General features: G+C 60.3%; 25 protein-coding genes and 2 pseudogenes. 16 read left to right on the top strand and 11 right to left on the bottom strand.

Going from position 1 to position 23449, the window contains the following annotated elements; translation table 11 throughout:
* Nucleotides 1-139: 139 nt before the first annotated feature.
* The 3 genes and pseudogenes from L8K08_RS26095 to L8K08_RS26085 form a co-directional block, all read left to right on the top strand.
* A pseudogene (locus L8K08_RS26095) lies at nt 140-841 on the top strand (tail fiber domain-containing protein); the annotation flags it as partial.
* Nucleotides 842-909: 68 nt separating this feature from the next.
* On the top strand, nt 910-1197 hold the full coding sequence (locus tag L8K08_RS26090; RefSeq protein WP_242200955.1) for a hypothetical protein: 288 nt from the start codon (nt 910-912) through the stop codon (nt 1195-1197).
* Complete coding sequence (locus L8K08_RS26085) at nt 1194-1709, top strand: lysis system i-spanin subunit Rz (protein ID WP_242200953.1); 516 nt, start codon at nt 1194-1196, stop codon at nt 1707-1709. The genes L8K08_RS26090 and L8K08_RS26085 overlap by 4 nt, the downstream gene beginning before the upstream one ends.
* Before the next feature lie 187 nt (nt 1710-1896).
* On the opposite strand, the gene L8K08_RS26080 is transcribed toward L8K08_RS26085, so the two are convergent.
* The gene (locus tag L8K08_RS26080) at nt 1897-2574 is read right to left on the bottom strand and encodes an SOS response-associated peptidase family protein (RefSeq protein ID WP_242200950.1); all 678 of its coding nucleotides are present in this window, start codon (nt 2572-2574) and stop codon (nt 1897-1899) included.
* 83 nt (nt 2575-2657) lie between these two features.
* On the opposite strand from L8K08_RS26080, the gene L8K08_RS26075 reads away from it, so the two are divergent.
* Both L8K08_RS26075 and L8K08_RS26070 read left to right on the top strand, forming a co-directional pair.
* Nucleotides 2658-2867: a hypothetical protein gene (locus L8K08_RS26075; RefSeq protein WP_242200947.1), complete on the top strand. Its 210-nt coding sequence runs from the start codon at nt 2658-2660 to the stop codon at nt 2865-2867.
* Between the two features lie 36 nt (nt 2868-2903).
* Entirely contained in the window at nt 2904-3131 is a 228-nt protein-coding gene (locus L8K08_RS26070) for a hypothetical protein (RefSeq protein ID WP_242200945.1), read from the top strand.
* On the opposite strand, the gene L8K08_RS26065 is transcribed toward L8K08_RS26070, so the two are convergent.
* The 3 genes from L8K08_RS26065 to L8K08_RS26055 form a co-directional block, all read right to left on the bottom strand.
* Nucleotides 3112-3489, bottom strand: coding sequence for a hypothetical protein (locus L8K08_RS26065; protein ID WP_242200943.1), 378 nt, complete (start codon nt 3487-3489; stop codon nt 3112-3114). The genes L8K08_RS26070 and L8K08_RS26065 overlap by 20 nt on opposite strands.
* A gap of 80 nt (nt 3490-3569) precedes the next feature.
* Complete coding sequence (locus L8K08_RS26060) at nt 3570-4754, bottom strand: integrase arm-type DNA-binding domain-containing protein (RefSeq protein WP_242200941.1); 1185 nt, start codon at nt 4752-4754, stop codon at nt 3570-3572.
* A 258-nt stretch (nt 4755-5012) separates the two neighbouring features.
* On the bottom strand, nt 5013-6092 hold the full coding sequence (locus L8K08_RS26055) for a patatin-like phospholipase family protein (protein WP_242200939.1): 1080 nt from the start codon (nt 6090-6092) through the stop codon (nt 5013-5015).
* A 159-nt stretch (nt 6093-6251) separates the two neighbouring features.
* On the opposite strand from L8K08_RS26055, the gene L8K08_RS26050 reads away from it, so the two are divergent.
* From L8K08_RS26050 to L8K08_RS26035, 4 genes are read left to right on the top strand one after another with little or no spacing between them, the layout of a single operon-like run.
* Nucleotides 6252-6554, top strand: coding sequence for a PepSY domain-containing protein (locus L8K08_RS26050; protein WP_145163346.1), 303 nt, complete (start codon nt 6252-6254; stop codon nt 6552-6554).
* Nucleotides 6554-6868, top strand: coding sequence for a PepSY domain-containing protein (locus L8K08_RS26045; RefSeq protein ID WP_242200936.1), 315 nt, complete (start codon nt 6554-6556; stop codon nt 6866-6868). The genes L8K08_RS26050 and L8K08_RS26045 overlap by 1 nt, the downstream gene beginning before the upstream one ends.
* Nucleotides 6868-7536: a response regulator transcription factor gene (locus L8K08_RS26040; RefSeq protein ID WP_106580083.1), complete on the top strand. Its 669-nt coding sequence runs from the start codon at nt 6868-6870 to the stop codon at nt 7534-7536. Before L8K08_RS26045 ends, L8K08_RS26040 begins: the two co-directional genes overlap by 1 nt.
* Entirely contained in the window at nt 7533-8852 is a 1320-nt protein-coding gene (locus L8K08_RS26035) for a sensor histidine kinase (protein WP_242200933.1), read from the top strand. Before L8K08_RS26040 ends, L8K08_RS26035 begins: the two co-directional genes overlap by 4 nt.
* 146 nt (nt 8853-8998) lie before the next feature.
* Here the strand turns inward: L8K08_RS26035 and L8K08_RS26030 are convergent, their stop codons facing one another.
* Nucleotides 8999-11146 carry a methyl-accepting chemotaxis protein gene (locus L8K08_RS26030; protein WP_242200932.1) on the bottom strand — a complete coding sequence of 716 codons (2148 nt, stop codon included), beginning with the start codon at nt 11144-11146 and terminating at the stop codon, nt 8999-9001.
* A 245-nt stretch (nt 11147-11391) separates the two neighbouring features.
* On the opposite strand from L8K08_RS26030, the gene L8K08_RS26025 reads away from it, so the two are divergent.
* The 3 genes and pseudogenes from L8K08_RS26025 to L8K08_RS30375 form a co-directional block, all read left to right on the top strand.
* Nucleotides 11392-12711: a Na+/H+ antiporter NhaC family protein gene (locus L8K08_RS26025; protein WP_242201034.1), complete on the top strand. Its 1320-nt coding sequence runs from the start codon at nt 11392-11394 to the stop codon at nt 12709-12711.
* Nucleotides 12712-12813: 102 nt separating this feature from the next.
* The gene (locus tag L8K08_RS26020) at nt 12814-14493 is read left to right on the top strand and encodes a methyl-accepting chemotaxis protein (protein ID WP_145163356.1); all 1680 of its coding nucleotides are present in this window, start codon (nt 12814-12816) and stop codon (nt 14491-14493) included.
* Nucleotides 14490-14648: pseudogene (locus tag L8K08_RS30375) on the top strand (hypothetical protein); the annotation flags it as partial. The gene L8K08_RS26020 and the pseudogene L8K08_RS30375, both read left to right, overlap by 4 nt.
* Nucleotides 14649-14666: 18 nt before the next feature.
* Here the strand turns inward: L8K08_RS30375 and yegQ are convergent.
* Entirely contained in the window at nt 14667-15980 is a 1314-nt protein-coding gene (gene yegQ, locus L8K08_RS26010) for a tRNA 5-hydroxyuridine modification protein YegQ (RefSeq protein ID WP_242200929.1), read from the bottom strand.
* Nucleotides 15981-16331: 351 nt separating this feature from the next.
* Between yegQ and L8K08_RS26005 the strand changes: the two genes are divergently transcribed.
* A complete protein-coding gene (locus L8K08_RS26005) occupies nt 16332-17399 on the top strand; it encodes an AI-2E family transporter (protein WP_145163361.1) in 1068 nt (355 codons plus the stop codon).
* 19 nt (nt 17400-17418) lie between these two features.
* Here L8K08_RS26005 and L8K08_RS26000 read toward each other — a convergent pair whose 3' ends face one another.
* The 3 genes from L8K08_RS26000 to L8K08_RS25990 all read right to left on the bottom strand — a co-directional run bounded on the left by L8K08_RS26000 (nt 17419) and on the right by L8K08_RS25990 (nt 18475).
* Nucleotides 17419-17601, bottom strand: a complete 183-nt coding sequence (locus L8K08_RS26000) for a hypothetical protein (protein WP_106580093.1) — start codon at nt 17599-17601, stop codon at nt 17419-17421.
* Nucleotides 17602-17692: 91 nt separating this feature from the next.
* On the bottom strand, nt 17693-17887 hold the full coding sequence (locus L8K08_RS25995) for a hypothetical protein (RefSeq protein ID WP_145163363.1): 195 nt from the start codon (nt 17885-17887) through the stop codon (nt 17693-17695).
* Between the two features lie 234 nt (nt 17888-18121).
* A complete protein-coding gene (locus tag L8K08_RS25990; protein ID WP_053255424.1) occupies nt 18122-18475 on the bottom strand; it encodes a hypothetical protein in 354 nt (117 codons plus the stop codon).
* Nucleotides 18476-18631: 156 nt separating this feature from the next.
* Here L8K08_RS25990 and L8K08_RS25985 point away from each other — a divergent pair, with 156 nt between their 5' ends.
* Nucleotides 18632-19450 (top strand): shikimate 5-dehydrogenase, encoded by an 819-nt coding sequence (locus L8K08_RS25985; RefSeq protein WP_145163365.1) that lies wholly within the window; start codon nt 18632-18634, stop codon nt 19448-19450.
* 28 nt (nt 19451-19478) lie between these two features.
* Here the strand turns inward: L8K08_RS25985 and L8K08_RS25980 are convergent, their stop codons facing one another.
* Nucleotides 19479-20129: a DUF480 domain-containing protein gene (locus L8K08_RS25980; protein WP_145163367.1), complete on the bottom strand. Its 651-nt coding sequence runs from the start codon at nt 20127-20129 to the stop codon at nt 19479-19481.
* 125 nt (nt 20130-20254) lie between these two features.
* Here L8K08_RS25980 and L8K08_RS25975 point away from each other — a divergent pair, with 125 nt between their 5' ends.
* Nucleotides 20255-20764, top strand: a complete 510-nt coding sequence (locus L8K08_RS25975) for a DUF1993 domain-containing protein (RefSeq protein WP_053255427.1) — start codon at nt 20255-20257, stop codon at nt 20762-20764.
* Between the two features lie 63 nt (nt 20765-20827).
* Here L8K08_RS25975 and sstT read toward each other — a convergent pair whose 3' ends face one another.
* On the bottom strand, nt 20828-22048 hold the full coding sequence (sstT, locus tag L8K08_RS25970) for a serine/threonine transporter SstT (RefSeq protein WP_242200926.1): 1221 nt from the start codon (nt 22046-22048) through the stop codon (nt 20828-20830).
* Between the two features lie 239 nt (nt 22049-22287).
* Between sstT and L8K08_RS25965 the strand changes: the two genes are divergently transcribed.
* Nucleotides 22288-23445: an MFS transporter gene (locus tag L8K08_RS25965; protein WP_242200924.1), complete on the top strand. Its 1158-nt coding sequence runs from the start codon at nt 22288-22290 to the stop codon at nt 23443-23445.
* Nucleotides 23446-23449: the final 4 nt, after the last annotated feature.

The raw sequence follows: 23449 nt of genomic DNA, 5'->3' as shown, positions 1-23449 counted from the left end.
GTCGACGGAGCTTTATGCGGCCCTCGGCGGAACGGGTGGAACTCTCCCTTCCGCCTTACCAGTTGCTAAGGGTGGCACTGGCGTGACTGACGGCCGCGCTATATTCGCGGAGGTAGGCGTTCGGGAAGCATCAGGCCGGTACAACATCCAAGGTTTGTATATGGGCTGGAATGCTGGCGGGCTGGGGGAGGGGCACTTCATCGTAAACAGGGGTAATGGTGACGGTGGGTTCACTTGGCGATCTGTTAATGCAGATAACACAGCTGGTGGACCTTCTATGAGTTATTCATATGGAGGGACACTTAATGTCCCTACAAGTGTAGTAACCCCATATGCCAATGTCAGTATTTTAACAGTGTCGAACGAGGTTAATACACCAATCGCTGCTCGTGGATACCGTACGCGTACAGGTGTTGGTGGTGTATATGGTGCAACATCTTACAACTTCAACTGGACCGGCTCCAACGTTGACGTGTACATCGGCGCAACTTACGTGGGCACCATGACACTGTTCGGCTCTGACTACCGCTTCAAAAAGTATATCAAGGACGCGCCCGAGGCATCTTACTTGGACCGTATCGACGCTTACCGGATCGTCACCTACCAGCGCAAAGCGTTTGGCGATGTGTTCAAAGGGGATGACGTCGTTTATCAAGGGCTGATCGCGCACGAAGCGCAGGCGGTCAATCCGCTTGCCGTTACCGGCGAAAAAGATGGCCTTGGCGACGATGGACAACCCCGCGTTCAGCAACTCGAACCGATGGCGCTGATCACGGACTTAATGGGAGCCGTCAAAGAATTGCGCGCAGAGCTCGCTGCGTTGAAGGCTGCACAGGCTTAAGCGAAGCCCGCCACAAAGAACCCTACCGATACCGCCTTGAGCGGTTTTTTTTCGTCTGGAGAAAAGCTATGCCCATCACTGAAACCCGCGGCGTGCGCAACCGCAACCCCGGCAACATCGACTACAACCCAGCCAACCAGTGGCAAGGCCAGCTCAAGCCCGATCCGCAGATTGAGAAGCGGTTCGCCCGGTTCGATACGCCCGAGAATGGCATCCGCGCCCTGGGCAAAGTGCTGCTGACCTACCAGCGAAAGCATGGGCTGAAGACAGTGAAGGCGATCATCCACCATGAAAATGCCGGGTATGCATATCCGGATGCTGTGCTGGCGGAAGGCGTGCGGCGGGCGCTGGCATGACGCCGGTGCAGAAGCTGGCGAGCCTGGTGCTGCTGACCCTGGTGCTTATGGCTGCTGCTGCCGGCACCGCCTGGCAGGTGCAGGATTGGCGGATGGGCAAGAAACTCGAGGAGCAGGCCGGCCTGCACAAGGATGACCTTGCAGCGATCAGTAATGCCGCCGCCGCCCAGGCCCGCGCCGAGCAGGACAAGCGCCTGGCCACCGAGCAGAAACTCGCTGCCTCCGACCAACAACACACCAAGGAATTATCCGATGCCCAGCGCAACCAGGCTCTCCTGCGTGACCGTCTTGCTACTGCTGATGTGCGGCTGTCAGTCCTCCTCAAGGATCCAGCCAGTGGCTGCAGCGTGCCTGCCACCCCCGGCGCCGTCGGCGTGGTTCATGCAGCCCGTCGAGCCCAACTTGACCCAGCGCATGCGCAACGAATTATCGCCATCACCGACGACGGGGATAACGCCGTGATCGCGCTGCGGGCGTGCCAGGGATATGTCAGATCTGTCACGGTTAAGTAACAAATTTAGGACATTTCCTACATACCAATCCATCCCCAGATGGTAGAAGAAGCAGAATACATCTGGGGTTGAGTTGATGGGGCTACGATGGATTGCGTCTACAGTGTTATTGGTGACCTGTTGGTTGTTGTTTGTAGCACTACTTATGGGAAAAATCTGATCGATAAGTTGATGGTCGTGCTTGCGTTTACGCTGGATTGATCAGCCCAGGGCCCTTGTTTCGCACGTTGCCCACGGCCGGGTCTACTTTGAACCATTCAAATACCTCGGGCGGCTCTCCCTGATGCAGCACCATCTGCTCGGCGCGCTCCTTGGGCGTGGCCGGGTCAAGCCATTCACGAGCCAGGTCGGGCGTCAGCACCACCGGCCGCCGGTCGTGGATGTCCACCATTCCGCCTGCGCTGTCGGCGGTGATGATCACGAACCCGTCATGCTCGCCTGGGCCTTCATCAGCGTCAGGCAGTTGGCCGATGGCCGCGCAGAAGATCGGCGCTCCATCGCGCCGCCGTATCAGGTAAGGCTGCTTTCTTGGTCCACCTTCATCAACCCATTCAAACCAGCTATCGATGGGCGTTATTGCCCGGTGCGGCCAGATCGCGCGAAAGAACGGGCCATGGGCTACTTTCTCTACGCGGGCATTGATCGGCGCGGTTCTGTCCTTGGCCCAGTGTGGCCGCCATCCCCAGCGCACCATGTCGGCGTGCAGCAGGTCACCCTGTAGGTGGAGCAGGGCGACTTGGGTTGTCGGGGCTACGTTGTAACGCTCGAGGGGCAATTCACCGACAGAGTTCGCCAGGGCGTTAGGCATATTCAACGCTGCCACGAAGTCGTGAATTCCGCGATACTGGGTGAGTCTTCCGCACATGATGCTCTCCGCTTGTCGGACCTGCTGAACAGCTGGGCGCTGGCCAATCTCTACACTGTAGACACTGGCCTTGAATATTCGTCATGACGGTCAACATTGAGCAAGTCAACGCGATAAAAGCATGGTTCGCCTTGCGCACTGATTCTGAATTCATCTCAGCCACTCCAGAGGATCGCTATGAAGCGCGGCTCTCACTGGCAGATGATCTGCAACAGAAAGGCCTTATCGACAGCGGCGAGTGGCGTGAGCTGGTAGAGGAGGCGCAGGCCGCGTATGCAGACGAGCTGGGCTGACGCGCCTACTGCCAGATATTTCTCAGAGAATTTGATATGGAGGGTGTAATTCTGAGCGCCGGGATCGAACGAGACGCGGATAAGCTGCTGGCACAGATTGAAAGGGCGGACTCAATGATTGTAGCGGCCAAAGCAGGCGCTCGCGCCGAGGGTTTCGTTTTGGGCCTGGAGTCGGCGCGCGCGGTCGCAGACGAAGCCATCGAACAGCTCTACATCATCTTCGGCACCGCAACTGAAGAGCGCCTTAAAGCGCTTTCGAAGTAAGGTCCATATCTGGGCGCTCTTGAGGCGCCCTCAGTTCCGCCAGCAGCCGCTGATTCTCCCTCAGCAAATAGTCGCGCTGTTCGGTTACCAGCTTGATGCCGAGGATTGACGGCTCTGAGCATCGCTCTCTGAGATCACCGATTTCGGTTCGGGCAACGTCAAGGCATGCCAATGCTTCGGCTAAACGTGTGGCCAATCCATCGCTCATCTGGACCAGCCCGGCAATATTCCGGCGTGCATCACTCAGCCGGTTCAAGGTTTCGTTCAGCTCGTCCTCGAGCAGGGCGCACTGATGCTTATACATTTCTAGAGGCGTGGGGCAGCCGAGCCACGTTGAGGTGTCTTCGTCGATGTTCATGGTTAGGAAACTCAAATACTGTATGTGCGTACAGTAATCGAGGTTTGAGCTTGGCGCGATTTTAGGCGACGAGCTGTAGGCTATTTGTCAGATAGGCCCGCCGATACGAGGTTTGCCCACTCCTGCATCATTTCGCGACGCTGCTCGAGGTATGCGGCATGGTTGTACACGTCACGGATAAAGCTGCTGTCAGCGTGGGCGAGCTGCCTTTCAACCCAATCACGGTTGTAGCCACGACCGTTCATCTCGGTCGAGAACAAGTGCCGGAAGCCATGAGGCGACTGCTTTCCAGTGAGACCGCACAACTCCATAACGTTATTGGCGTAGTTTGTGCCGATCGGTGCTGTCGGGTCACTGCGATTGGTGAACACGTAGCGAAGTCCGCCGGTGACCGGTAGCATGCTTTTTAGCAAATCTACTGCCTGGGTCGGCAATGGCACGGCATGCTCGCGTCGAGCCTTCATCTTCGCCGCCGGGGTCGTCCAGATCGCCGCATCGAGATCAATTTCAGACCATTCGGCATGCCTTACTTCGCCCGGGCGCGATGCGGTGTAGATCATCAGCATAATTGCCGACCGTAACTGGTGGCCTGACACGCACTGCTGAATGGTGGCGATAGTCTTGGGTAGTTCGCTGAAAGGCAAGAATGGATGCGGCCGATTCTGGGCGCCTTTCTCGGTAACGGCGTGCATCTCAGCCGTAGGGTTCGATTCGATCAGTCCGGTGGCGATCGCATAGCTGAACACTTGGCCCATCCTCTGCCGGACTTTTACCGCCGTGACTATGGACCCGCGCTTTTCTATACGCCGTATCAGACCGATCACGTCTGCGCGCTTGATGGTGTCGATCTGACGCCCACCAAATGTTGGAAGTACGTCCAGCTCCATCAAGTTGCTGATGATGCGATAGGTTCCCGGCGATATGCTGCCTTTCCTGAATGCCAGCCACTCGTCATACACTCGGCGGAAAGTTCGCCCGCCAGCCTCAATCAGTCCTGCCTTCTTCTCCTTCCTCGATTCGCGCGGATCCACACCCCTCGCAATATCTTCCCGCGCCTCGTCTCTTCGAGAGCGTGCGTCCTTCAGGCCCGTTTCCGGGTATGTTCCAAAAGAAATCCTTGCCTGTTTTCCAAGCCATGTGAAGCGGAAGTGCCAGCTTTTTATCCCGCTATTTGCGACGTAAAGCGAAAGACCCAAAGAATCGGGGAGGGTGTACGCCTTTTCCTTAGGCTTGGCCTGTCTGGCTGCTGTGTCCGTGAGTGCCACTAGTACATCCTCTCAAAATTATTTCTGATGTACTGGATGATGTACTAACTAAATGGCAATGGGAAGGTATCGCGTGGTACGCGGTGATACTGAAATGCTTTTGTTTGTTGGGTAGTTCGGAGGGAGTTGGGAAGGGACGGTTTCAGGTGGGAGGCTACCGTGGAATCTTTGAAGATTTCCACAGTATTTTCAGCTCGGTCAGGTATCTGGCAGGCGGCGAGTTTAACAGCTTGATCCTTCGCCGCGCATACCGCTTGGTCATAGCGCCAGCAAGTGCTCGCCCAATGTGCCTTTATCCGCCAGGTCGAGGAACTCATCGCCTAACCGTCGGCTCTCGCTCATCGCGGTTTGCCAGTACTTGTTGCGGCTCGGGTCATCGCCCATGAAGCGCTTGAAGTCGCTGCGGTCCGGCAGTTTGCCGTGGGGCAGGCGGGCGAGGTAGTCCCTGGACGGGGCCAGCAGCAACACATCCTGCAAACCCTGTTGATTACTGCGCCGCCACGGCAGGCCCTTGTCGAACCAGCCGGGGATGACCCGGTCGGTGAAGTGCGGGTACAGCACGATGTCATCGCCGTGGTAGGGCAGGTCGAGGTGATAGTCGAGCAGGCCGCCATCGCGGTAAGTGCCGGCGCCCGCGCCGGGCAGGTCGCGTACGCCTTGCATCACCATGGGGATCGAGCCGGACGCCAGCAGTGCCTGGCGCAAGTTGCGCAGGTCCAGGTCGAGGAAACGCGACGGGAAGTCCTTCAGCGGATGCACCGGCGGCGCCTGGCGCGGGTCGTGGATGATCAGCCGTTCGAAGTGCCGCGCCAGCCGCGCACGGCCGCGCAGGTTGTCGGCAATGACCGACGACAGGCCCAGACCGAGCCGACCGCGATGGTCATCGGCGAGCAGGCCGTGGCTTTTGACCACCATGATGTTCAGGCGATAGTCGGGGTTGTCCAGCACCCGCGCGTCGCGGCCTGCGAGCAGGTCATCGAGCATGCGCTGGCAGCTGCGGCTGACCTCGGCCATGGTCACGCCCTTGGCAAAGCGTTGTTCGTTGTACAGGCGGCCGAGGTCGAGCAGGCCTTGCACCGGGTCGGGCAGGCAGGCGCTGGCAAACCGCCAGGAGCCGATGGAGGCGCCGATCAGCGCACGCTCGCGTGGCGCGCGCGGCAGCCAGTCGCCGAACAAGGCCAGGTCCAGGCCCTGAATGCCCAGTGCCTTGGGGCCGCCGGCCGCGCCGGGCAGGATACCGACGTCCGCAGGTTTGAGGCCTTGTTCGCGAATGCGCGCAAAGGCGCGTTTACCGGCCTTGAGCGTCAACGCGGGGAATTTGATGTGGATGGCTGTCATACCAGTCTCTTTTCAAGCGAGCGGGGCAGTATAGGAAAACTCGCGGGTGATGGGTAAAGAGGACGATTGAAAAATGCCATGGTGGCAATTCAGTTTCAGTTAAGTTGCAGCGGGTACGTTGGCCTGCGTAGGAAAAACATCCTGAAACGGAGATTTGCCATGAAGCGCCTCACAGCGCTGGTCGCCGCCGGTATCATCGCCTGCACCTCGGCGCAGGCCCGGGCAGTGGACCCTGACAAGCCACTGACAGTGCCTGGCACTGTTACAATTGTCGCCTTTGATCAGCTGGAAGCCACGGCCCTGGCACTGCACCCGGGGTCGACCCTGCTGGACACCGACCTGGACGAGGCCTACGGCAAGTACTTGTACCAAGTCGAACTGGAAGATGCCGACGGCATCGAGTGGGAAGTCGAATTGGACGCGCTCAGCGGGCACGTGCTCAAGAATCATCAGGAAACGTAATGAAGGTATATCGACGCGCCAGCGGTTTGATGGTGCTGGCGCTCCTGGCTTTTTGTTCCAGTCTGGCGGCCCGCGACCTCAACCAGGATGAAGCCTTGGCTCTGCGCCAGCAGGGCGTGATCCTGCCGCTGGAGCAACTGTTGCAACAGGCCATGGCGCGTTACCCCGGCTCCCGGTTGCTGGAAGCCGAGCTTGAAAAAAAACACGGCCAATATGCTTATGAAGTGGAGCTGGTGACCACCGAAGGCGTGGTGCGCGAGATCAAGCTGGATGCCACCACCGGCGTGCTGCTCAAAGATAAGGAAGACGACTGATGCGCCTGCTTCTGGTGGAAGACAACGTTCCCTTGGCCGATGAGCTGCTGGCCGGCCTGCAGCGCCAGGGCTATGCCGTCGACTGGCTGGCCGATGGTCGCGATGCCGCCTATCAGGGCCGCAGCGAACCCTATGACCTGATCATTCTCGACCTGGGCTTGCCCGGCCTGCCGGGGTTGGACGTGTTGGCGCAATGGCGCGCAGCCGCCCTGGCCACGCCAGTGCTGGTTCTCACCGCCCGCGACTCCTGGGCCGAACGCATCGAGGGGCTCAAGGCCGGTGCCGACGATTACCTGAGCAAACCCTTTCACCCAGAAGAACTGCACTTGCGTGTCCAGGCGTTGTTGCGCCGCTCCCATGGCCACGCCAACCAGCCCACCTTGCAAGCCGCCGGGTTGCACCTGGATGAAGGCCGCCAGTGTGTACTGCGCGACGGCGAAGAAATCCAGCTGACCGCCGCTGAATTCCGCCTGCTGCGCTACTTCATGCTGCACCCGGAACAGATCCTGTCGAAAAGCCACTTGGCCGAGCATCTTTATGACGGCGAGACCGAGCGCGACTCCAACGTGCTGGAAGTTCACGTCAACCACCTGCGTCGCAAGCTGGGCCGTAGCGTGATTGAGACCCGGCGCGGCCAGGGTTACCGCTTTGGCGCCAGTCCTGCATGAGGTCGATTCAGCGGCGCCTGAGCCTGGGGCTGATCAGCGTGATGGTGGTTGTCGGCGTGGTATTGGCGCAAACCAGCCTGTGGTTGTTCGAGGCCGGCTTGCAGCGCTACCTGGAAGCGGGCTTGCGCAACGACAGCGAAAACCTGCTGGTGGCGTTGGTGCGCGGGCCGAACGGTGTGCAACTGGATGAACAACGTTTGTCGCCGGCCTATCAGCGGCCGTTTTCCGGGCATTATTTCCGTATCGATTTTGCCGACATTCACTGGCGTTCCCGTTCGTTGTGGGACCAGGAGTTGCCCCGGCTGCCGGAAGCCGGGCTCAAGGGCAACCTGCAGCTGGGCCCGGAAGGCCAGCAACTGCTGGTGTTGCGCGCGGACTACAAGCGTTTTGGCCAGTCGATTTCCATCAGCGTGGCCCAGGACTATACGCCGGTGCGGGAAAGTTTCCGTCTGATGCGTCAGATCGGCCTGGTGATGGGCCTTGCGGCATTGCTGCTGGTGCTGGTCCTGCAACGGGTCACGGTTCGCCGCGCCTTGCGCCCGCTGGAAACCGCCCGCGAACAGATCGCTCAACTGCAACAAGGCCAGCGCTCACAGCTCGACACTCAAGTGCCGCTGGAACTGGAACCACTGGTGGCGCAGATCAACCACCTGCTGGCTCACACCGAAGACAGCCTCAAGCGCTCGCGCAACGCGTTGGGCAACTTGGGGCATGCGCTGAAAACACCGTTGGCCGTGCTTTTAAGCGTGGCTTCCAGTGAACAGCTCAAGGCCCATCCCGAACTGGGCAAGCTCTTGCGCGAACAACTGGAGCAAGTGCAGCAACGCCTGAATCGCGAACTCAACCGCGCACGCCTTGCCGGTGAAACCTTGCCGGGTGCCTTGTTCGACTGCGAAAAGGAGCTGCCGGGCCTGCTCGCCACATTGAACATGATCCACGGTGAACACCTGGACTTGAGTTACCACGTCACGCCCGGCCTGCAATTGCCCTGGGACCGCGAAGACCTGCTGGAACTGCTTGGCAACCTGCTGGACAACGCCTGCAAATGGGCGGATGCGGAAATACGCTTGAGCATCAGCGAAACGCCGCACAGCTATTTGCTGGCCGTTGAAGATGACGGGCCGGGCATTCCGCAGAGTCAGCGCGACCAAGTGTTCAGCCGGGGCACGCGCCTGGATGAGCAGATCGACGGCCATGGTTTGGGGCTGGGGATCGTGCGGGATATCGTCGAGGTGTGGGGCGGGGTGTTGCAGTTGCAGGAGAGTGAGCTGGGTGGCTTAAGGGTGCTGATCGAATTGCCCAAACGCCAGGCCTGATAGACCACAAAATATAAAATGTGGGAGCGGGCTTGCTCGCGAAAGCGGTGTGTCAGCCAGCTGACTTGGCAACTGACACACTGCATTCGCGAGCAAGCCCGCTCCCACATTGGACCTGCTCAAGGGTCAGAATCTGTGCAACTCAGTTACACCCGAAACTGATCCATCAACCCCTGCTGCTGATTCGCCAGGCTGTTCAGCGCTTGGCTCACTCGCGCCGATTCATTTGCCTGCTCCGACAGCGACTCGGTCACATCCCGGATCGTCGCCACGTTGCTGTTGATCTCTTCGGCCACCGCGCTTTGCTCTTCGGCGGCGCTGGCGATTTGCAGGTTCATGTCGCTGATCACCGTGACGGCCTCGCCAATCTGGCGCAGGGCGGTGACCGCCTGGCCGACCTGCTCGACACTGCCCTGGGCCTGGCGATAGCTGTTGCCCATGGAGCCGACCACATCGGTGGTGCCGTTTTGCAGCAGTTCGATCACCACACGGGTTTCTTCCACCGATTCCTGGGTGCGCCGTGCCAGGTTGCGTACTTCGTCGGCAACCACGGCAAATCCACGGCCGGCCTCACCCGCGCGCGCGGCTTCGATGGCGGCGTTGAGTGCCAGCAGGTTGGTTTGCTCGGCAATGCCTCGAATCACTTCCAGCACCGAGCCGATTTTCTCGCTATTGGCCGCCAAGCCTTCGACCTGAGCCATGGCGGTGCTCATGTCCGCCGCCAAGTGCCCGATGTTGGTGGTGGTGCGGTCGATCACGGTCAAGCCTTCGCGGGTGGCCTGGTCGGCGTCGCGCGCGGCTTGTGCGGCTTGGGCGGCGCTGCGGGCAACGTCCTGGGCGGTGGCGCTCATTTCGTGGGAGGCGGTGGCCACCTGGTCCACCTGGCGGTATTGCTGTTCCATGCCGGCGCTGGTCTCAGTGGCAATTGCGGCGGACTGGTCGGCCGTGCCGCGGGCGTCCTGCACTGAGCGTTTGACCTGGGCAATGATCGGTTGCAGTTTGTCGAGGAAGCGGTTGAACCAGCCGGCCAGTTGGCCCAGTTCATCCTGCTTGTCGTAGGCCAGGCGACGGGTCAGGTCGCCTTCGCCGCTGGCGATGTCTTCCAGCATGCGCGCCACGCCAAGGATCGGCCGGGTCACGCTGCGCGCCATCAGCCACACCAGAATCAAGCCGACCACGGCGGCGAGCAGGCCCAGGCTCAGTTCCAGCAGGGTGCCGCGGGTGTTGTCGGCATCCAGTTGCGCCTTGAGCGCTTCGGCGGGGCCCACCAGGACTTTTTCCGGCACATCCAGCAACACACCCCATGGCTTGCCGCCGGGAATCGGTGCGAAGGGCGCCAATACCTTGAGTTGATGGTTGTTGCGCACGCTGCGGATTTGCGTGCTGGCCGCCAGCGCGTTGATCAATTGCGCGCCGCTGGCCGTGTCGACTTTATCCAGGCGCTGGCTGAGTTTGCTCGCATCCGGGCTGTAGCCGGCGAGCAAACCGGTGGGGCTGAGGATGCTGACTTGCGTCTGGCCGTCATACAACTTCTGGCTGGCCTGCTGGCTCACGGCCTGCAGGCTGTTGAGGTTGATGTCCACCGACAGCGAGGCGATGACTTTGCCGTTGACCATCAGCGGAAACACGATGCTGGTCATCAGCACGTTTTGCCCGTCGATCACATAAAAGTACGGCTCGATCACGCAAGGTTTCAGGGTGGTGCGCGGGCAGGTGAACCAGGCGTTGGCTTTCTCGCCGCTGGGGCCGACGCTGGTGTCGGACATGTCGCTTTCGGGCAGTGACATGGAGGTCAATTTGCCTGGCGTCGGTTGCGACCAGTACAGGGCAAAACGGCCTTTGTCATTGCTGCCCAGTTCCGCCTGATTGGCGAACAGCTCATCCTTGCCGTCCAGCGCGTTGGCTTCAAACACCAGCGACAACCCGAGCAGGTCCGGGTTGGCCTGCAGCGCGGCCTTGACCTGGCGGGTCAGGTCTTCGCGGGTGTCGAAGGCGTCGAGGAAGCGTTTCTCTGCCTGTTCGCGCAAAAACAGTACCTGACGGGCAAAACCATGGCCGTACTGGTAGGCGTCCATGAATTGCTGGCGAATGCCCAGCGCCTGCACTTCACCCTGAGCCTCGATGCGCGCCTGGGCGGACTCGTCGAGCATCTGCATGCTCGAGGCTTTGACCTGCTGCGAGCTGTGCTCCATGCGATACAGCGACAGACCCACCAGCAGGGTCACGATCCCCAGCAGGCACAGGCCGGCGAGCAGGGTGATTTTCCATTGAATGGACAGCTGTCTGAGGAACATCGAGGAGCATCCTTAACCTGAAAACACAGAGAGCCTCTGTATCGGCCGCTTTTGATGCTTCTTTATTATTTAAACGTTCAATTGAGCGCTGAAAACGACGCCGTTTTTTGACATGCGCGCCCGCCTGCTGCAAAGTGCGCGCCCTCTAATAAGACCTCTTCAAGCCTGCACGCTGGCAGCCAACCCCATGGCCGTCCGGGCGCGGGCATGCCTGTTTTTTATGTTTCTGTCTTGAGGTAACCATGATTAACGCAGTCATCGCCGCGGTCGGCACCATGCTGGTGCTCAGCTTGTCCCGCGTGCATGTGGTCATCGCCATCATCGTCGGCGCCCTGGTGGGTGGCTTGACCGGTGGCCTGGGCATCGAAGCCACGCTCAAGACCTTCAACGGCGGCTTGGGCGGCGGGGCGACCGTGGCGTTGTCCTACGCCTTGCTCGGCGCTTTCGCTGTGGCGATTGCCAAGTCCGGCCTGGCCCATGCTCTGGCAGACAAGGCGCTGATGCTGGTCGATCGTCAGGAAGCCACCGGCGGCAGCCACGTCAAATGGTTGCTGATCGGTCTGTTGTGGGTCGTGGCGATTGCTTCGCAGAACATCCTGCCAATCCACATCGCGTTTATTCCGCTGCTGGTGCCGCCGCTGTTGTACGTGCTGACCAAGCTGCAATTGGACCGCCGCCTGATCGCCTGTGTGATGACCTTCGGCCTGATCACGCCGTATATGTTCCTGCCGGTGGGTTTTGGCAACATCTTCCTCAACCAGATCCTGCTGGCCAACGTGGCCAAGAGCGGCGTCGACATCAGCCAGGTCAACGTCACCCACGCCATGGGCTTGCCGGCGCTGGGCATGGTGGTTGGCCTGCTGGTGGCAGTGTTTGTCAGCTATCGCAAAAAGCGCGTGTACGACCTGGAAAAAATCGAGCGCGTCGAGCAAGTGGCCGTGCAGTACAACCCGCTGACCCTGTTGGTGGCCGGGCTGGCGATTGCCTCGGCGTTCATCATTCAGCTGTGGCTGGACTCGATGATCATTGGCGCCCTGGCCGGGTTCCTGATCTTTTCGGTGTCGGGCATCGTGCGCTGGCGCGAAACCGACGACCTGTTCACCGAAGGCATGAAGATGATGGCCATGATCGGCTTCATCATGATCGCCTCCTCGGGGTTTGCCGAAGTGCTCAAAGCCACGGGTGACGTGCGTTCGCTGGTAGAAACCTCGGCGGCCTTCATCGGCCATAGCCGTGGCGTGGGCGCGCTGCTGATGTTGCTGGTGGGGCTGCTGGTGACCATGGGCATCGGCTCGTCGTTTTCCACGGTGCCGATCCTCGCCGCGATTTTTGTGCCGCTGTGTGTGCAGCTGGGCTTCAGCCCGTTGGCGATTGTGTGCATCGTCGGCACCGCAGGCGCCCTGGGCGACGCCGGCTCACCGGCTTCGGACTCGACCCTCGGCCCGACTTCCGGCCTGAACATCGACGGCCAGCACCACCATATCTGGGACACCGTGGTGCCGACGTTCCTGCACTACAACATCCCGTTGCTGGCATTCGGCTGGCTCGCTGCGATGACCCTTTGATGATTTGAAACACCTCCCGCGCCACGGGTTTCCAGTGGCCTACAGATCCGTTGCAATTGGCCGATAGCCTCTCCAGGTCGCCACTAATAAGAGAGAAAAGCCATGCGTCTGAGTCTGAAGGCCAAAGTCCTGTCCCTCGCCGTAGTGCCGGTATTGCTGTTTGCCGTGGTCATCAGCCTGACCACCGTGTGGATCCTCCAGGGCCAGGCACGCAACGAGGTGGATGAAACCCGCCAGCGCCTGCTCAACGACGCCAAGGCCACCCTGCAAAGTTATGTTGAGGTGGCCATGACCACCATCAAACCGCTCTACGACGCCGCCGCCCCTGGCGACACCGCCGCGCGGGCCGAGGTGGTCAAGTTGCTGTCCAACACCCGCTACGGCAAGGACGGCTACTTCTTCGGCTACGACTCCGAGACCATCCGCCTGTTCAAGGGCAACAGCCCCGACGGCGTGGGCAAAAGCTTCAAGGACAACCGCGACCCCAACGGCGTCTACGTCAACCGCGACCTGGTCAAGGTCGGCAAGGACGGCACCCACTACCTGCAATACAGCTCGACCCAGCCGGGGCAGACCGAGTTGGTGCCCAAGCTTGGCTACACCGAATACCTGCCCAAGTGGGACATGGTGATTGGTACCTCGGTCAACCTCGACGGTATCGAAGCCCAGGTGGCCGTGGTCGAGGCCAAGGTTGAGAAACGCATGGAAGGCGTGTTGCTGAGCATCCTCGGTGTGGCCGTGGTGGTGTTGCTGGTGATTGCCGCCGTGGGCATGGTGACCGCCAATACCATCCTGCGGCCGTTGAACTTGATGAAAGCCAACCTCGACGATATCGCGGCGGGCGAGGGCGACTTGACCCGCCGCCTGGCCATCACCAGCCAGGATGAACTGGGCGATCTGGCGGGTGCGTTCAACCGCTTTGTCGACAAGATCCACGGCCTGGTGCGCCAGATCACCGAGATGACCTCGCAACTCACCGGGTTGGTCGGGCAGGTGTCCGAGCAAGCCCAGCGCTCGGAAACCGCGATGGAGCGCCAGCGTCACGAAACGGATCAAGTGGCCACCGCTATTAATCAGATGTCCTCCGCCGCCCATGAAGTTGCGCGCAGCGCTCAGGGCGCCGCCGTCGCCGCGCAACAGACCGACGCCGAGGGCCAGGCCGCCAAGCGCGTGGTGGACGGCAGCATCGCGCAGATTCATGCGCTGGTGAATGACATCCGCAGCAGTGGTGTGTCCCTCGACAGCTTGCAACAGGACGTGTCGTCGATTGTCAGCGTGCTGGGCGTGATCCGTTCGATCGCCGAACAGACCAACCTGCTGGCACTCAACGCCGCCATCGAAGCCGCGCGGGCAGGTGAGGCCGGGCGTGGTTTTGCGGTGGTCGCCGATGAAGTGCGAGCGTTGGCCAGCCGCACTCAAACCAGCACCCAGGAAATCCAGGGCATGATCGACCGCCTGCAAAAAGGTACCGAAGCCGCCGTGGACGCGATGCGCCGTTCCAGCGATGCCGGCGACGGCACCTCGGCCCAGGCGAATCAGGCCGGCGCCTCACTGGATACCATGGCGCAGCTGATTGGCACTATCAACTCGATGAACGCGCAGATTGCCAGCGCCGCCGAAGAGCAAACTGCCGTGGCCGAAGAGATCAACCGCAGCGTGCATCAGATCGCCGTGGCGGTCGACAGTGTGGCTGATGAAACCCAGTTGGGCGCCCAGACCTCTCGCAGCCTGGCGGATTTGGGCCAGCGCCTGGGGCAGTTGGTCGGTCAGTTCAGGATCTGATCTTTCATGGGTTTAACCTATGTTTAACTGACGTACATACGAATATACCTCTCACACGCGGGGCCGCCGCCACGGTGATCGATGGCATGTGCCGGGACGTCAGCCAAGCGTTGGGCGATGGTTATCCGATGTTCACCAAAGGCCGCTGGATGCGTATTCTGCGTGGCGACGTGTTAGAGGTCGCGCATCAGCAGGCCGAAACGCAGGTCCATTGCGGCCGGGAGCGGCACGTACACGGTGTGCCCGTCGCCCGGCGCGACCTCAATGGCTTCACCCTTGGCGTTGTGCAGCACGGCCAGGTCGAAGTGAAAATTCCCGGCGGGCGTCATCAATTCCAGATGATTGCCCACGGCAAAGCGGTTCTTCACCTTGACCTCGGCCAGCTCGCCACGGCGCTCGCCGGTCAACTCCCCGACAAACTGCTGCCGTTCCGACACCGAGCTGCCGTGCTGGTAATTCTGGTACTCGTCATGCACGTGGCGGCGCAGGAAACCTTCGGTGTAGCCGCGCTGGGCGAGTGATTCCAAATTGGTCATCAGCCGCCGGTCAAAGGCGCGACCGGCCACCGCATCGTCGATGGCCTGGCGATACACCTGGGTGGTGCGTGCGCAGTAGAAGTGCGATTTGGTGCGGCCTTCAATCTTCAGCGAATGCACGCCCATGTGGGTCAGGCACTCCACGTGCTGCACCGCGCGCAGGTCCTTGGCGTTCATGATGTACGTGCCGTGTTCATCCTCGAACGCGGGCATTTGCTCATCCGGGCGATTAGCTTCCTGCAGCAGGAACACTTGATCGGTGGGCGCGCCGATGCCCAGGGTTGGCTGGAATGTCTGGACGATGTCGCCCGTAGCGTTTTCCACCGCCGGCGTGGCCTGATACTTCCAGCGACACGCGTTGGTGCATGTGCCTTGGTTGGCGTCGCGCTTGTTCATGTAGCCCGACAGCAGGCAGCGTCCGGAATAGGCCATGCACAGGGCGCCGTGCACGAACACTTCCAGCTCCATGGTCGGCACGTGTTGGCGGATTTCGTCGATCTCTTCCAGTGACAGCTCGCGCGACAGAATCACCCGGCTGATGCCTTGTTGCTGCCAGAACTCGACGCTTGCCCAGTTCACCGTGTTGGCCTGCACCGACAGATGAATGGGCATCTGCGGAAAATGGCGGCGTACCAGCATGATCAGCCCGGGGTCGGACATGATCAGCGCATCCGGGCCCATGCCGATCACGGGGGCCAGGTCCTTGAGGAAGGTTTTCAGCTTGGCGTTGTGCGGCGCGATGTTCACCACTACGTAGAAGCGTTTGCCCTGCGTGTGGGCTTCCTGGATGCCGAGCGCCAGGTTGGCGTGGTCGAATTCATTGTTGCGCACACGCAGGCTGTAACGCGGTTGGCCGGCGTAGACCGCATCGGCGCCGTAAGCGAAGGCATAGCGCATGTTTTTCAGGGTGCCGGCGGGGGCGAGCAGTTCGGGGGCGATGACAGATGGCATGGGTTCGCGTCGCAAAAGGTCGCGAGGGTAGTGGAGCTTGATCTGGGATTTATTGATCCAGATCGCCCTTTGTTGATTTTGTATCGTGGTGTATCGGCAGGTGGGTTTCGACATAGGCGCGATACGTCGGGGGATTCCAATGGTGCATCCCCACAGCCACTTCGGCGAAGGCCGCTATGACGCTCAGGAGCAGATGATTCAGACGCTGTTGAGCGAGGCAAAGGCGCAGTCTCTCGGGCAATGAGTGATGCGGTCTATGCTTGTGCGATAAACGATGGCACTCCCAGCATTCGCAGCGGACTAAGCAACAGGGCCTGCACGGGGCCTTGGCTTTTCTGACATGGACCGGACATGAATCAAACCAACCTGCAATTCAAAACCCTGCTGTTGCTGCTGGCCCTGGTGACCATCGCTTTTATCTGGATATTGCTGCCGTTCTACGGTGCGGTGTTCTGGGCGGTGATCCTCGGCATTATCTTTGCCCCGATGCAGCGGCGCCTGCAACAGCGGTTCAGCTGGAACCGCAACCTGACGTCCCTGGCGACGCTGACGGTGTGCCTGATCATCGCGATTTTGCCGGTGATCATTACCAGTGTGCTGCTGGTGCAAGAGGGCGCGACCCTGTACAAAAATATCGAAAGCGGCAAGTTGGACGTGGCCGGGTATATCGAGCAATTCAAAAACGTCCTGCCGCCATACTTCCAGCACCTGCTGGACCGTTTTGGCATGGGCAACCTTGAAGGCCTGCGCGAAAAGATCGTCAAGAGTGCAATGCAGGGCAGCCAGTTCTTTGCGACCCAGGCGTTCAGCTTTGGCCAGGGCACGTTTGATTTCCTGGTGAGCTTTTTCATCATGCTGTATCTGCTGTTTTTTCTGTTGCGCGACGGTCCGGAGCTGGTGCGCAAAGTGCGCACGGCGGTGCCGCTGGCCGAGCCGCAAAAGCGCCGTTTGCAGCTCAAGTTCAATCGCGTGGTGCGGGCCACGGTCAAAGGCAACGTGCTGGTGGCCGTGACCCAAGGCGCGCTGGGCGGTTTGATTTTCTGGTTTCTGGATATTCCCAGTGCGTTGCTCTGGGCGGTGTTGATGGCGTTTCTGTCGCTGCTGCCAGCCGTGGGGGCGGGGATTGTGTGGGGCCCGGTGGCCATCTACTTCCTGTTGAGCGGTTCGATCTGGCAGGGCGTGGTGCTGGCGGTGTTCGGCGTCTTCGTGATCGGCTTGGTGGACAACGTGCTGCGCCCGATCTTGGTGGGCAAGGACACCAAGATGCCGGATTACCTGATCCTGATCTCGACCCTGGGCGGGCTGTCGGTGTTTGGCCTGAACGGGTTTGTGATCGGGCCGCTGGTGGCGGCGTTGTTTATGTCGAGCTGGGCGCTGTTTGTCGAAAGCAAACCGCGGGTCAAGCTGCCGCTGCCTTAGCGGTTACAGACAGCGAGCTTCAGGCGTGCAGCCTGAAGCTCGACGCTTGCTGAAGCTGCTTTTCGGCGGCCGATAACGACGTGAGCGGGCCGCTGATGGGCTCGCCATCGCGCACCAGGTACCAGCAAGCCAGCAGCCCCAGCTTGCGAAGGGGGGCGGGAACGGCGCTGCCGATAACGGACATGATCTGAACAGTGGGCATAGAGACCTCCAATTGCTATGGAGGCCACCTTACGGCGCTGCGGGCCGAAGGAAAAATCAACCGGCTCGATAGTCGTCATCAACACAAGACGTCAATCCACCACTTGATCGAGCATGATCACCACTTCCTGCTCGCTGAGCAGCCCCTTGTGCACCAGGTTTTCCGCCAACAACGCCAGGAACTTCGCGCTGCGATGGCCTTCAAGGTGCTTGAGCTCTGTGAGTGCGCTGTAGACCTTGCTGGACGTGCACAGGCCGGCGGTGCGGTGCGGGTTTTGCGTGGGCATGGTCAGTCGTCCTTAATTGTTATTGGCTGGACAGAATCAATAGTGAGAGGGCTTGGTGACACAAACATGACAGCGCAAGCCAGGTTCGAGCAAGTAGACATTAGCCATAATGATGTGCGATTACGCCTCGAGCATTGTCCTCACAGCGACCTTTGCAGGGTAAATCCGGACCTTTGAGGCAAAAAAAAGGCCCCGCGTGTAAGCGGGGCCTGATCCTGTGATGTCAATTGCGTGTTACCAGCCGCGGCCGTAATAGCCATGGGGAGGGCCGTAGTAACCGCGTGGTGGGCCGTAATAAACCGGCGCCGGGCGATAATAAACCTGCTGTTGCACATACACCGGTGGCGGCGGAGCGTAGTAGACCGGAGGAGGCGCGGCATACACCGGTTGCGGCTGAACGTAGACCGGTTGCTGCACATAGACCGGCTGGGATTGGCTGGCAACCACCGAGCCGACAACAGCTGCGCCGACTAAAGCACCCAATACGGCCGGGCCACCCCAACCACCACCGTGGGCGGAGGCTTGGCCTGCCATAGCGAGTGCGCCGATAAGCAAGGCGATTTTGGGGATTTTACGGATCATGGTCATTCCTCGGTTAGCCCCTGCGCTTGTGGTCTGCAATCAATAGACTCAAGGATTGTCGCGGGGATACTTTTAAGACAACGTATTTCTGAAAAACAGCACAGCCGATAGGTAAAGGTTGTGTAAGGTCTGTACCCAATTGCTTACTCAAAGGAGTTTTCCATGCAGATGCACCCCAACAAGGACACCCAACTGTGCATGTCATTGTCGGCGCGTCCCGGGAATTTTGGCTTGCGTTTCCATAACCATCTGTATGAACAGCTGGGTCTGAACTTCTACTATAAAGCCTTCAGCAGCCAGGATTTACCCGGCGCGATCGGCGGTATACGCGCACTGGGCGTTCGCGGTTGCGGCGTTTCCATGCCATTCAAGGAGGCCAGCCTTGCGTTGGTCGATGAGCTCGACGACTCGGTCAAAGCCATTGCTTCTCTCAACACCATCGTCAACACCGACGGCCATCTCAAGGCCTACAACACCGACTACATCGCCGTCGAACAACTGCTGAAAAAGCACGCGGTACCGAAGGAATCCACCTTTGCCCTGCGCGGCAGCGGCGGAATGGCCAAGGCCGTGGCCAGTGCCTTGCGCGACGGTGGTTACGCCCATGGCGTGATTGTGGCGCGTAACGAAGCGGCCGGTCGGGCCCTGGCCCAAAGCCTGGGGTATGAATGGCAGGCAGAGCTGGGTGACTTGCGCCCGCAGATGTTGGTCAACGTGACACCGATCGGCATGACCGGTGGGGCAGAGGCGGATCAACTGGCGTTTGAGGCTGAAGCTGTGGATGCCGCCGATACCGTCTTCGATGTCGTGGCGATTCCCGCCGAAACGCCGCTGATCGTGCGCGGTCGGGCCAAAGGCAAGCGAGTGATTACCGGGCTCGAAGTGATCGCGATCCAGGCGTTGGAGCAATTTGTGCTGTACACCGGCGTGCGGCCCACGGATGAACAGTTTCAAGCCGCAGTGGCCTTCGCCCGAGCCTGAAAACCACTGGAGCTAATGTGGGAGCGAGTTATGCCTGTTCCAGTTGTGCCAGGCGTTCTTCAAGCGCTGCGATTCTGGATTCAAGCTCTTCGATACGATCCAGAGAAACCGCCCCCGTCGACCGCTCCACCGGAGTCCCCCGTGCCGCCAGAATCACCTCGATATCCGCCGGATCCCCCAGCGCATGGGTATAACGGTCTTCCCGCTGCCCGGCCTGACGCGGCACCAGCACCGCCAGCCCGCGCGCAATCAAACGCTCCAGCTGGTGCACGACTTGCTCGGCGTCTTCAAAGTCATGCATGCGCCCGCTGCGAGTCAGCAGTTCATTGACCGTCTGCGGCCCGCGCAGAAACAGCAGCCCGATCAGGATCACCTGGGCCGGCACCAGCTCCAGTGCCTTGTCCACGCGATGCTCCCAGCGGTCGGCACGGCTGCCCATCACCAGGCGGGTAAAACCCTGGCCTTCCAGCGCGCGCAGGCTTTGGCCGACCTGGCCCTGGCTGAGGTTCGTCACCGGTTCACGGCTGGTCTTCTGGTTGCACGCCAGCACCAGGGCGTTAAGGGTCAGCGGGTAGGTTTCCGGGTTGGTCGCCTGTTTTTCGATCAGGCAGCCCAGGATGCGGATTTCCGTGCTGTTCAGGCGCGGCTCAGGGGTCTCGGTGTCGTGCTCGGCGGTCATCGCGCTTTCCCTATGCAGTGAACCCACTAGCCTAATCCTGAAAAAATAAAAGACAAGCGGCACGCGCGGCTGGCATGTCTATAATCGCCGCTGGTTCCAAACCCTGCCATTACCGTGAGACTGTCATGACTATTTCCCTGTACGCCGCCTCCATCCCGGTCTTCAAGCAAATGCTCAACGCCCTGAGCGATGTGCTGAACAAAGCCGAAGCCCACGCCACCGCCAAGAACATCGAGCCAAACGCCTTGCTGCAAGCGCGCCTGTTTCCGGACATGTTCCAGCTGGTGCGCCAGGTCCAGATCGCTGTCGACTTCGCCAAAGGCGTTTCCGCGCGTCTGGCCGAGATCGAAGTGCCGAAGTACGAAGACAGCGAAGTGACCTTTGCCGATCTGCAAGCACTGATCGCCAAGGTGCTGGCATTTGTCGACACCATCAAGCCTGAGCAAATCGACGGCAAGGAAGGCATCGAGATCATCACCCGCCCAGGCACGCCGAAAGAGAAGCGCTTCAGCGGCCAGTCCTACCTGCTGACCTACGGCCTGCCGCAGTTCTTCTTCCACGTCACTACCGCTTACGCTCTGCTGCGTCATAACGGTGTGGAAGTGGGCAAGCGTGATTACATGGGCGCTTTCTAAGCCCATAAAAAAAGCCCGGGGTTGTTCTTGATCGAACGCCCCGGGCTTTTTCATGCCTGACAGTTAAGCCAATTGCTTATCCTTGCCCAGGCACGCCGCAGCAGTAAACAGCACATCGGTGGACGAGTTGAGCGCGGTTTCCGCCGAATCCTGCAGCACGCCGATGATGAAACCGACGGCCACCACCTGCATGGCAACTTCGCTGGGAATACCAAACAGGCTGCACGCCAGTGGAATCAATAGCAGCGAGCCGCCGGCCACACCCGACGCACCACAGGCACAGATCGCCGCGACCACGCTGAGCAGCACGGCGGTCGGCAGGTCGACGGCAATGCCGAGGGTGTGAACCGCTGCGAGTGTCAGCACGGTGATAGTGATTGCCGCACCGGCCATATTGATGGTGGCGCCCAGCGGAATCGACACCGAGTAAGTGTCTTCATGCAAGCCCAGGCGTTTACTCAGCGCCAGGTTCACCGGAATATTCGCCGCCGAACTGCGCGTGAAGAAAGCGGTGATGCCGCTCTCACGCAGGCACATCAGCACCAGCGGGTAGGGGTTGCGGCGCAGTTTCCAGAACACGATGGCCGGGTTGACCACCAGCGCCACGAACGCCATGCAGCCGATCAGCACCATCAGCAGGTGGACGTAGCCGAGCAGGGCGCCGAAGCCGGAGGTGGCCAGGGTTGAGGCCACCAGGCCGAAGATGCCAAGCGGTGCGAAGCGAATCACCATGCGCACGATCAGCGTCACGCCGTTGGACAAATCCTCCAGCACGGTGCGGGTGGTTTCACCCGCGTGACGAATTGCGATGCCCATGCCGATGGCCCAGGCCAAAATGCCGATGAAGTTGGCGTTCATCAGTGCGCTGACCGGGTTATCCACCACACTGAGCAGCAGGCTTTGCAGCACCTCGCCGATGCCGCCGGGCGCACTGACGCTGGCATCGTGAGTGGCGAGCACCAGCATCGAGGGGAACAACGTGCTGGCAATCACTGCGACCACGGCGGCAGCGAACGTGCCCAGCAGGTACAGAAACAGGATCGGCTTGATATGGGTTTCCTGGCCGTGTTTATGACTGGCAATCGATGCCATCACCAACACGAAGACCAGAATCGGCGCCACGGCCTTGAGCGCGGCGACAAACACCTTGCCGATAAAACCGGTGGCCTTGGCCGCCTCTGGCGCGAACAACGCCAGAAGGATACCGGCGACCAGGCCGAGGATGATTTGCGTGACCAGGCTGACGCGAGCCAGTCGTTGCAGCAGGGAAGGGGCAGCAGTCATAAACACATGTCTCTATTTTTTTGAAGGCACAGCGGCGCACGCAGAACGGGCTGTAGGACGCGGGGCGCGGAGTCTAGCACGCTGTACAAAGTGTTCCGTGCGATGCGGCATTCGGTCACCCGCGGCGGCGGGGCTTGGCTAAATCCCGACATACTCTGTTAACATTCCCGCCTCTCACCTTTCCTATCCGTCAGCGAGCCCTTCGGGCTGTCGTTGATGTCGTCGTTTCTGGAGTTTTCATGCTGTTTCCCATCCTGCTGCTGTCGGCCGCCGGCTTTACCGTGCTGACCACAGAATTCATTATCGTCGGCCTGTTGCCGTCCATTGCCCGGGACTTGGATGTCAGTGTCTCCCAGGCCGGGCTGCTGGTGACCTTGTTTGCCTTTACCGTGGCGGCGTTTGGTCCGTTTCTTACGGCGTACTTCGCGCGCTTTGGGCGCAAGCGTCTGTTCATCAGCATTCTGATCATGTTTGGCGTGGCCAATACGGTGGCCGCGCTGGCGCCGAATATTTGGGTAATGGCAGTGGCACGGTTGATCCCCGCGTTGGGGCTGCCGGTGTTCTGGGCCCTGGCCAGTGAAACCGCAGTGGATATCGTCGGCCCGGAATACGCCGGGCGCGCCATCGAAAAGATTGGCTTTGGCATCGTCTGCGCCACCGTGTTCGGCATTCCAGTGGGCACGTTGATTTCGGACATGTTCGGCTGGCGCACCGCGTTCGCGATCCTCGCCGTGGTGGCGTTGGCCAAGGCTTTGCTGCTGTTTATCTACTTGCCGGTGACTAAGCCGAAAAACGATCAAGTCACCCTGCGCTCGCAGTTCAAGATCCTGCGCAACCCGGTGATGCAGGGCCATATTTTGTTGTCGATCCTGGTGTTCAGCGGCATGTTCACTGCTTACACCTACTTGGCCGATATCCTCGAGCGCCTGGCCGGGTTCGACGGCACCCTGGTGGGCTGGTGCCTGATGGGCTTTGGCGCGGTCGGCCTGCTCGGCAACTCCCTGGGCGGGCGCGCGGTGGATCGCCACCCATTGATCGCCTCCATGGTGTTCTGCGGGTTCATGATCGCCGGCATGGTGGCCTTGGTTCCGGCGATTCATTCAACGATTGGCCTGGCGGCGGCGATGGCCGTGTGGGGCGTGACCCAGGCGGCGATGTTCCTGGTCAGCCATGTGCGGTTGATGAAGGCCGCGCCCCATGCCCCGGCGTTTGCCGCGTCGTTGAATATCGCTGGCGCCAACCTTGGGATCGGCATGGGCGCGATGGTCGGCGGGCATGTGATCGACACCTTTGGCCTTGGCAGCCTGGGTTTTGCGGCGTCCGGTTTTATCCTGGTGTCGATCTTGCTGGCGCTGTGGCTGATGACCGTCAAGCAGCCGCTCGCATCCAACGCCTGAACCC

Source organism: Pseudomonas sp. TREG-RG-20F-10-E-6-01, from assembly GCF_022662455.1.
GTDB lineage: Bacteria > Pseudomonadota > Gammaproteobacteria > Pseudomonadales > Pseudomonadaceae > Aquipseudomonas.
Note: the sequence above shows the minus strand (reverse complement) of the source record. Positions and strands in the feature narration are given on the sequence as shown.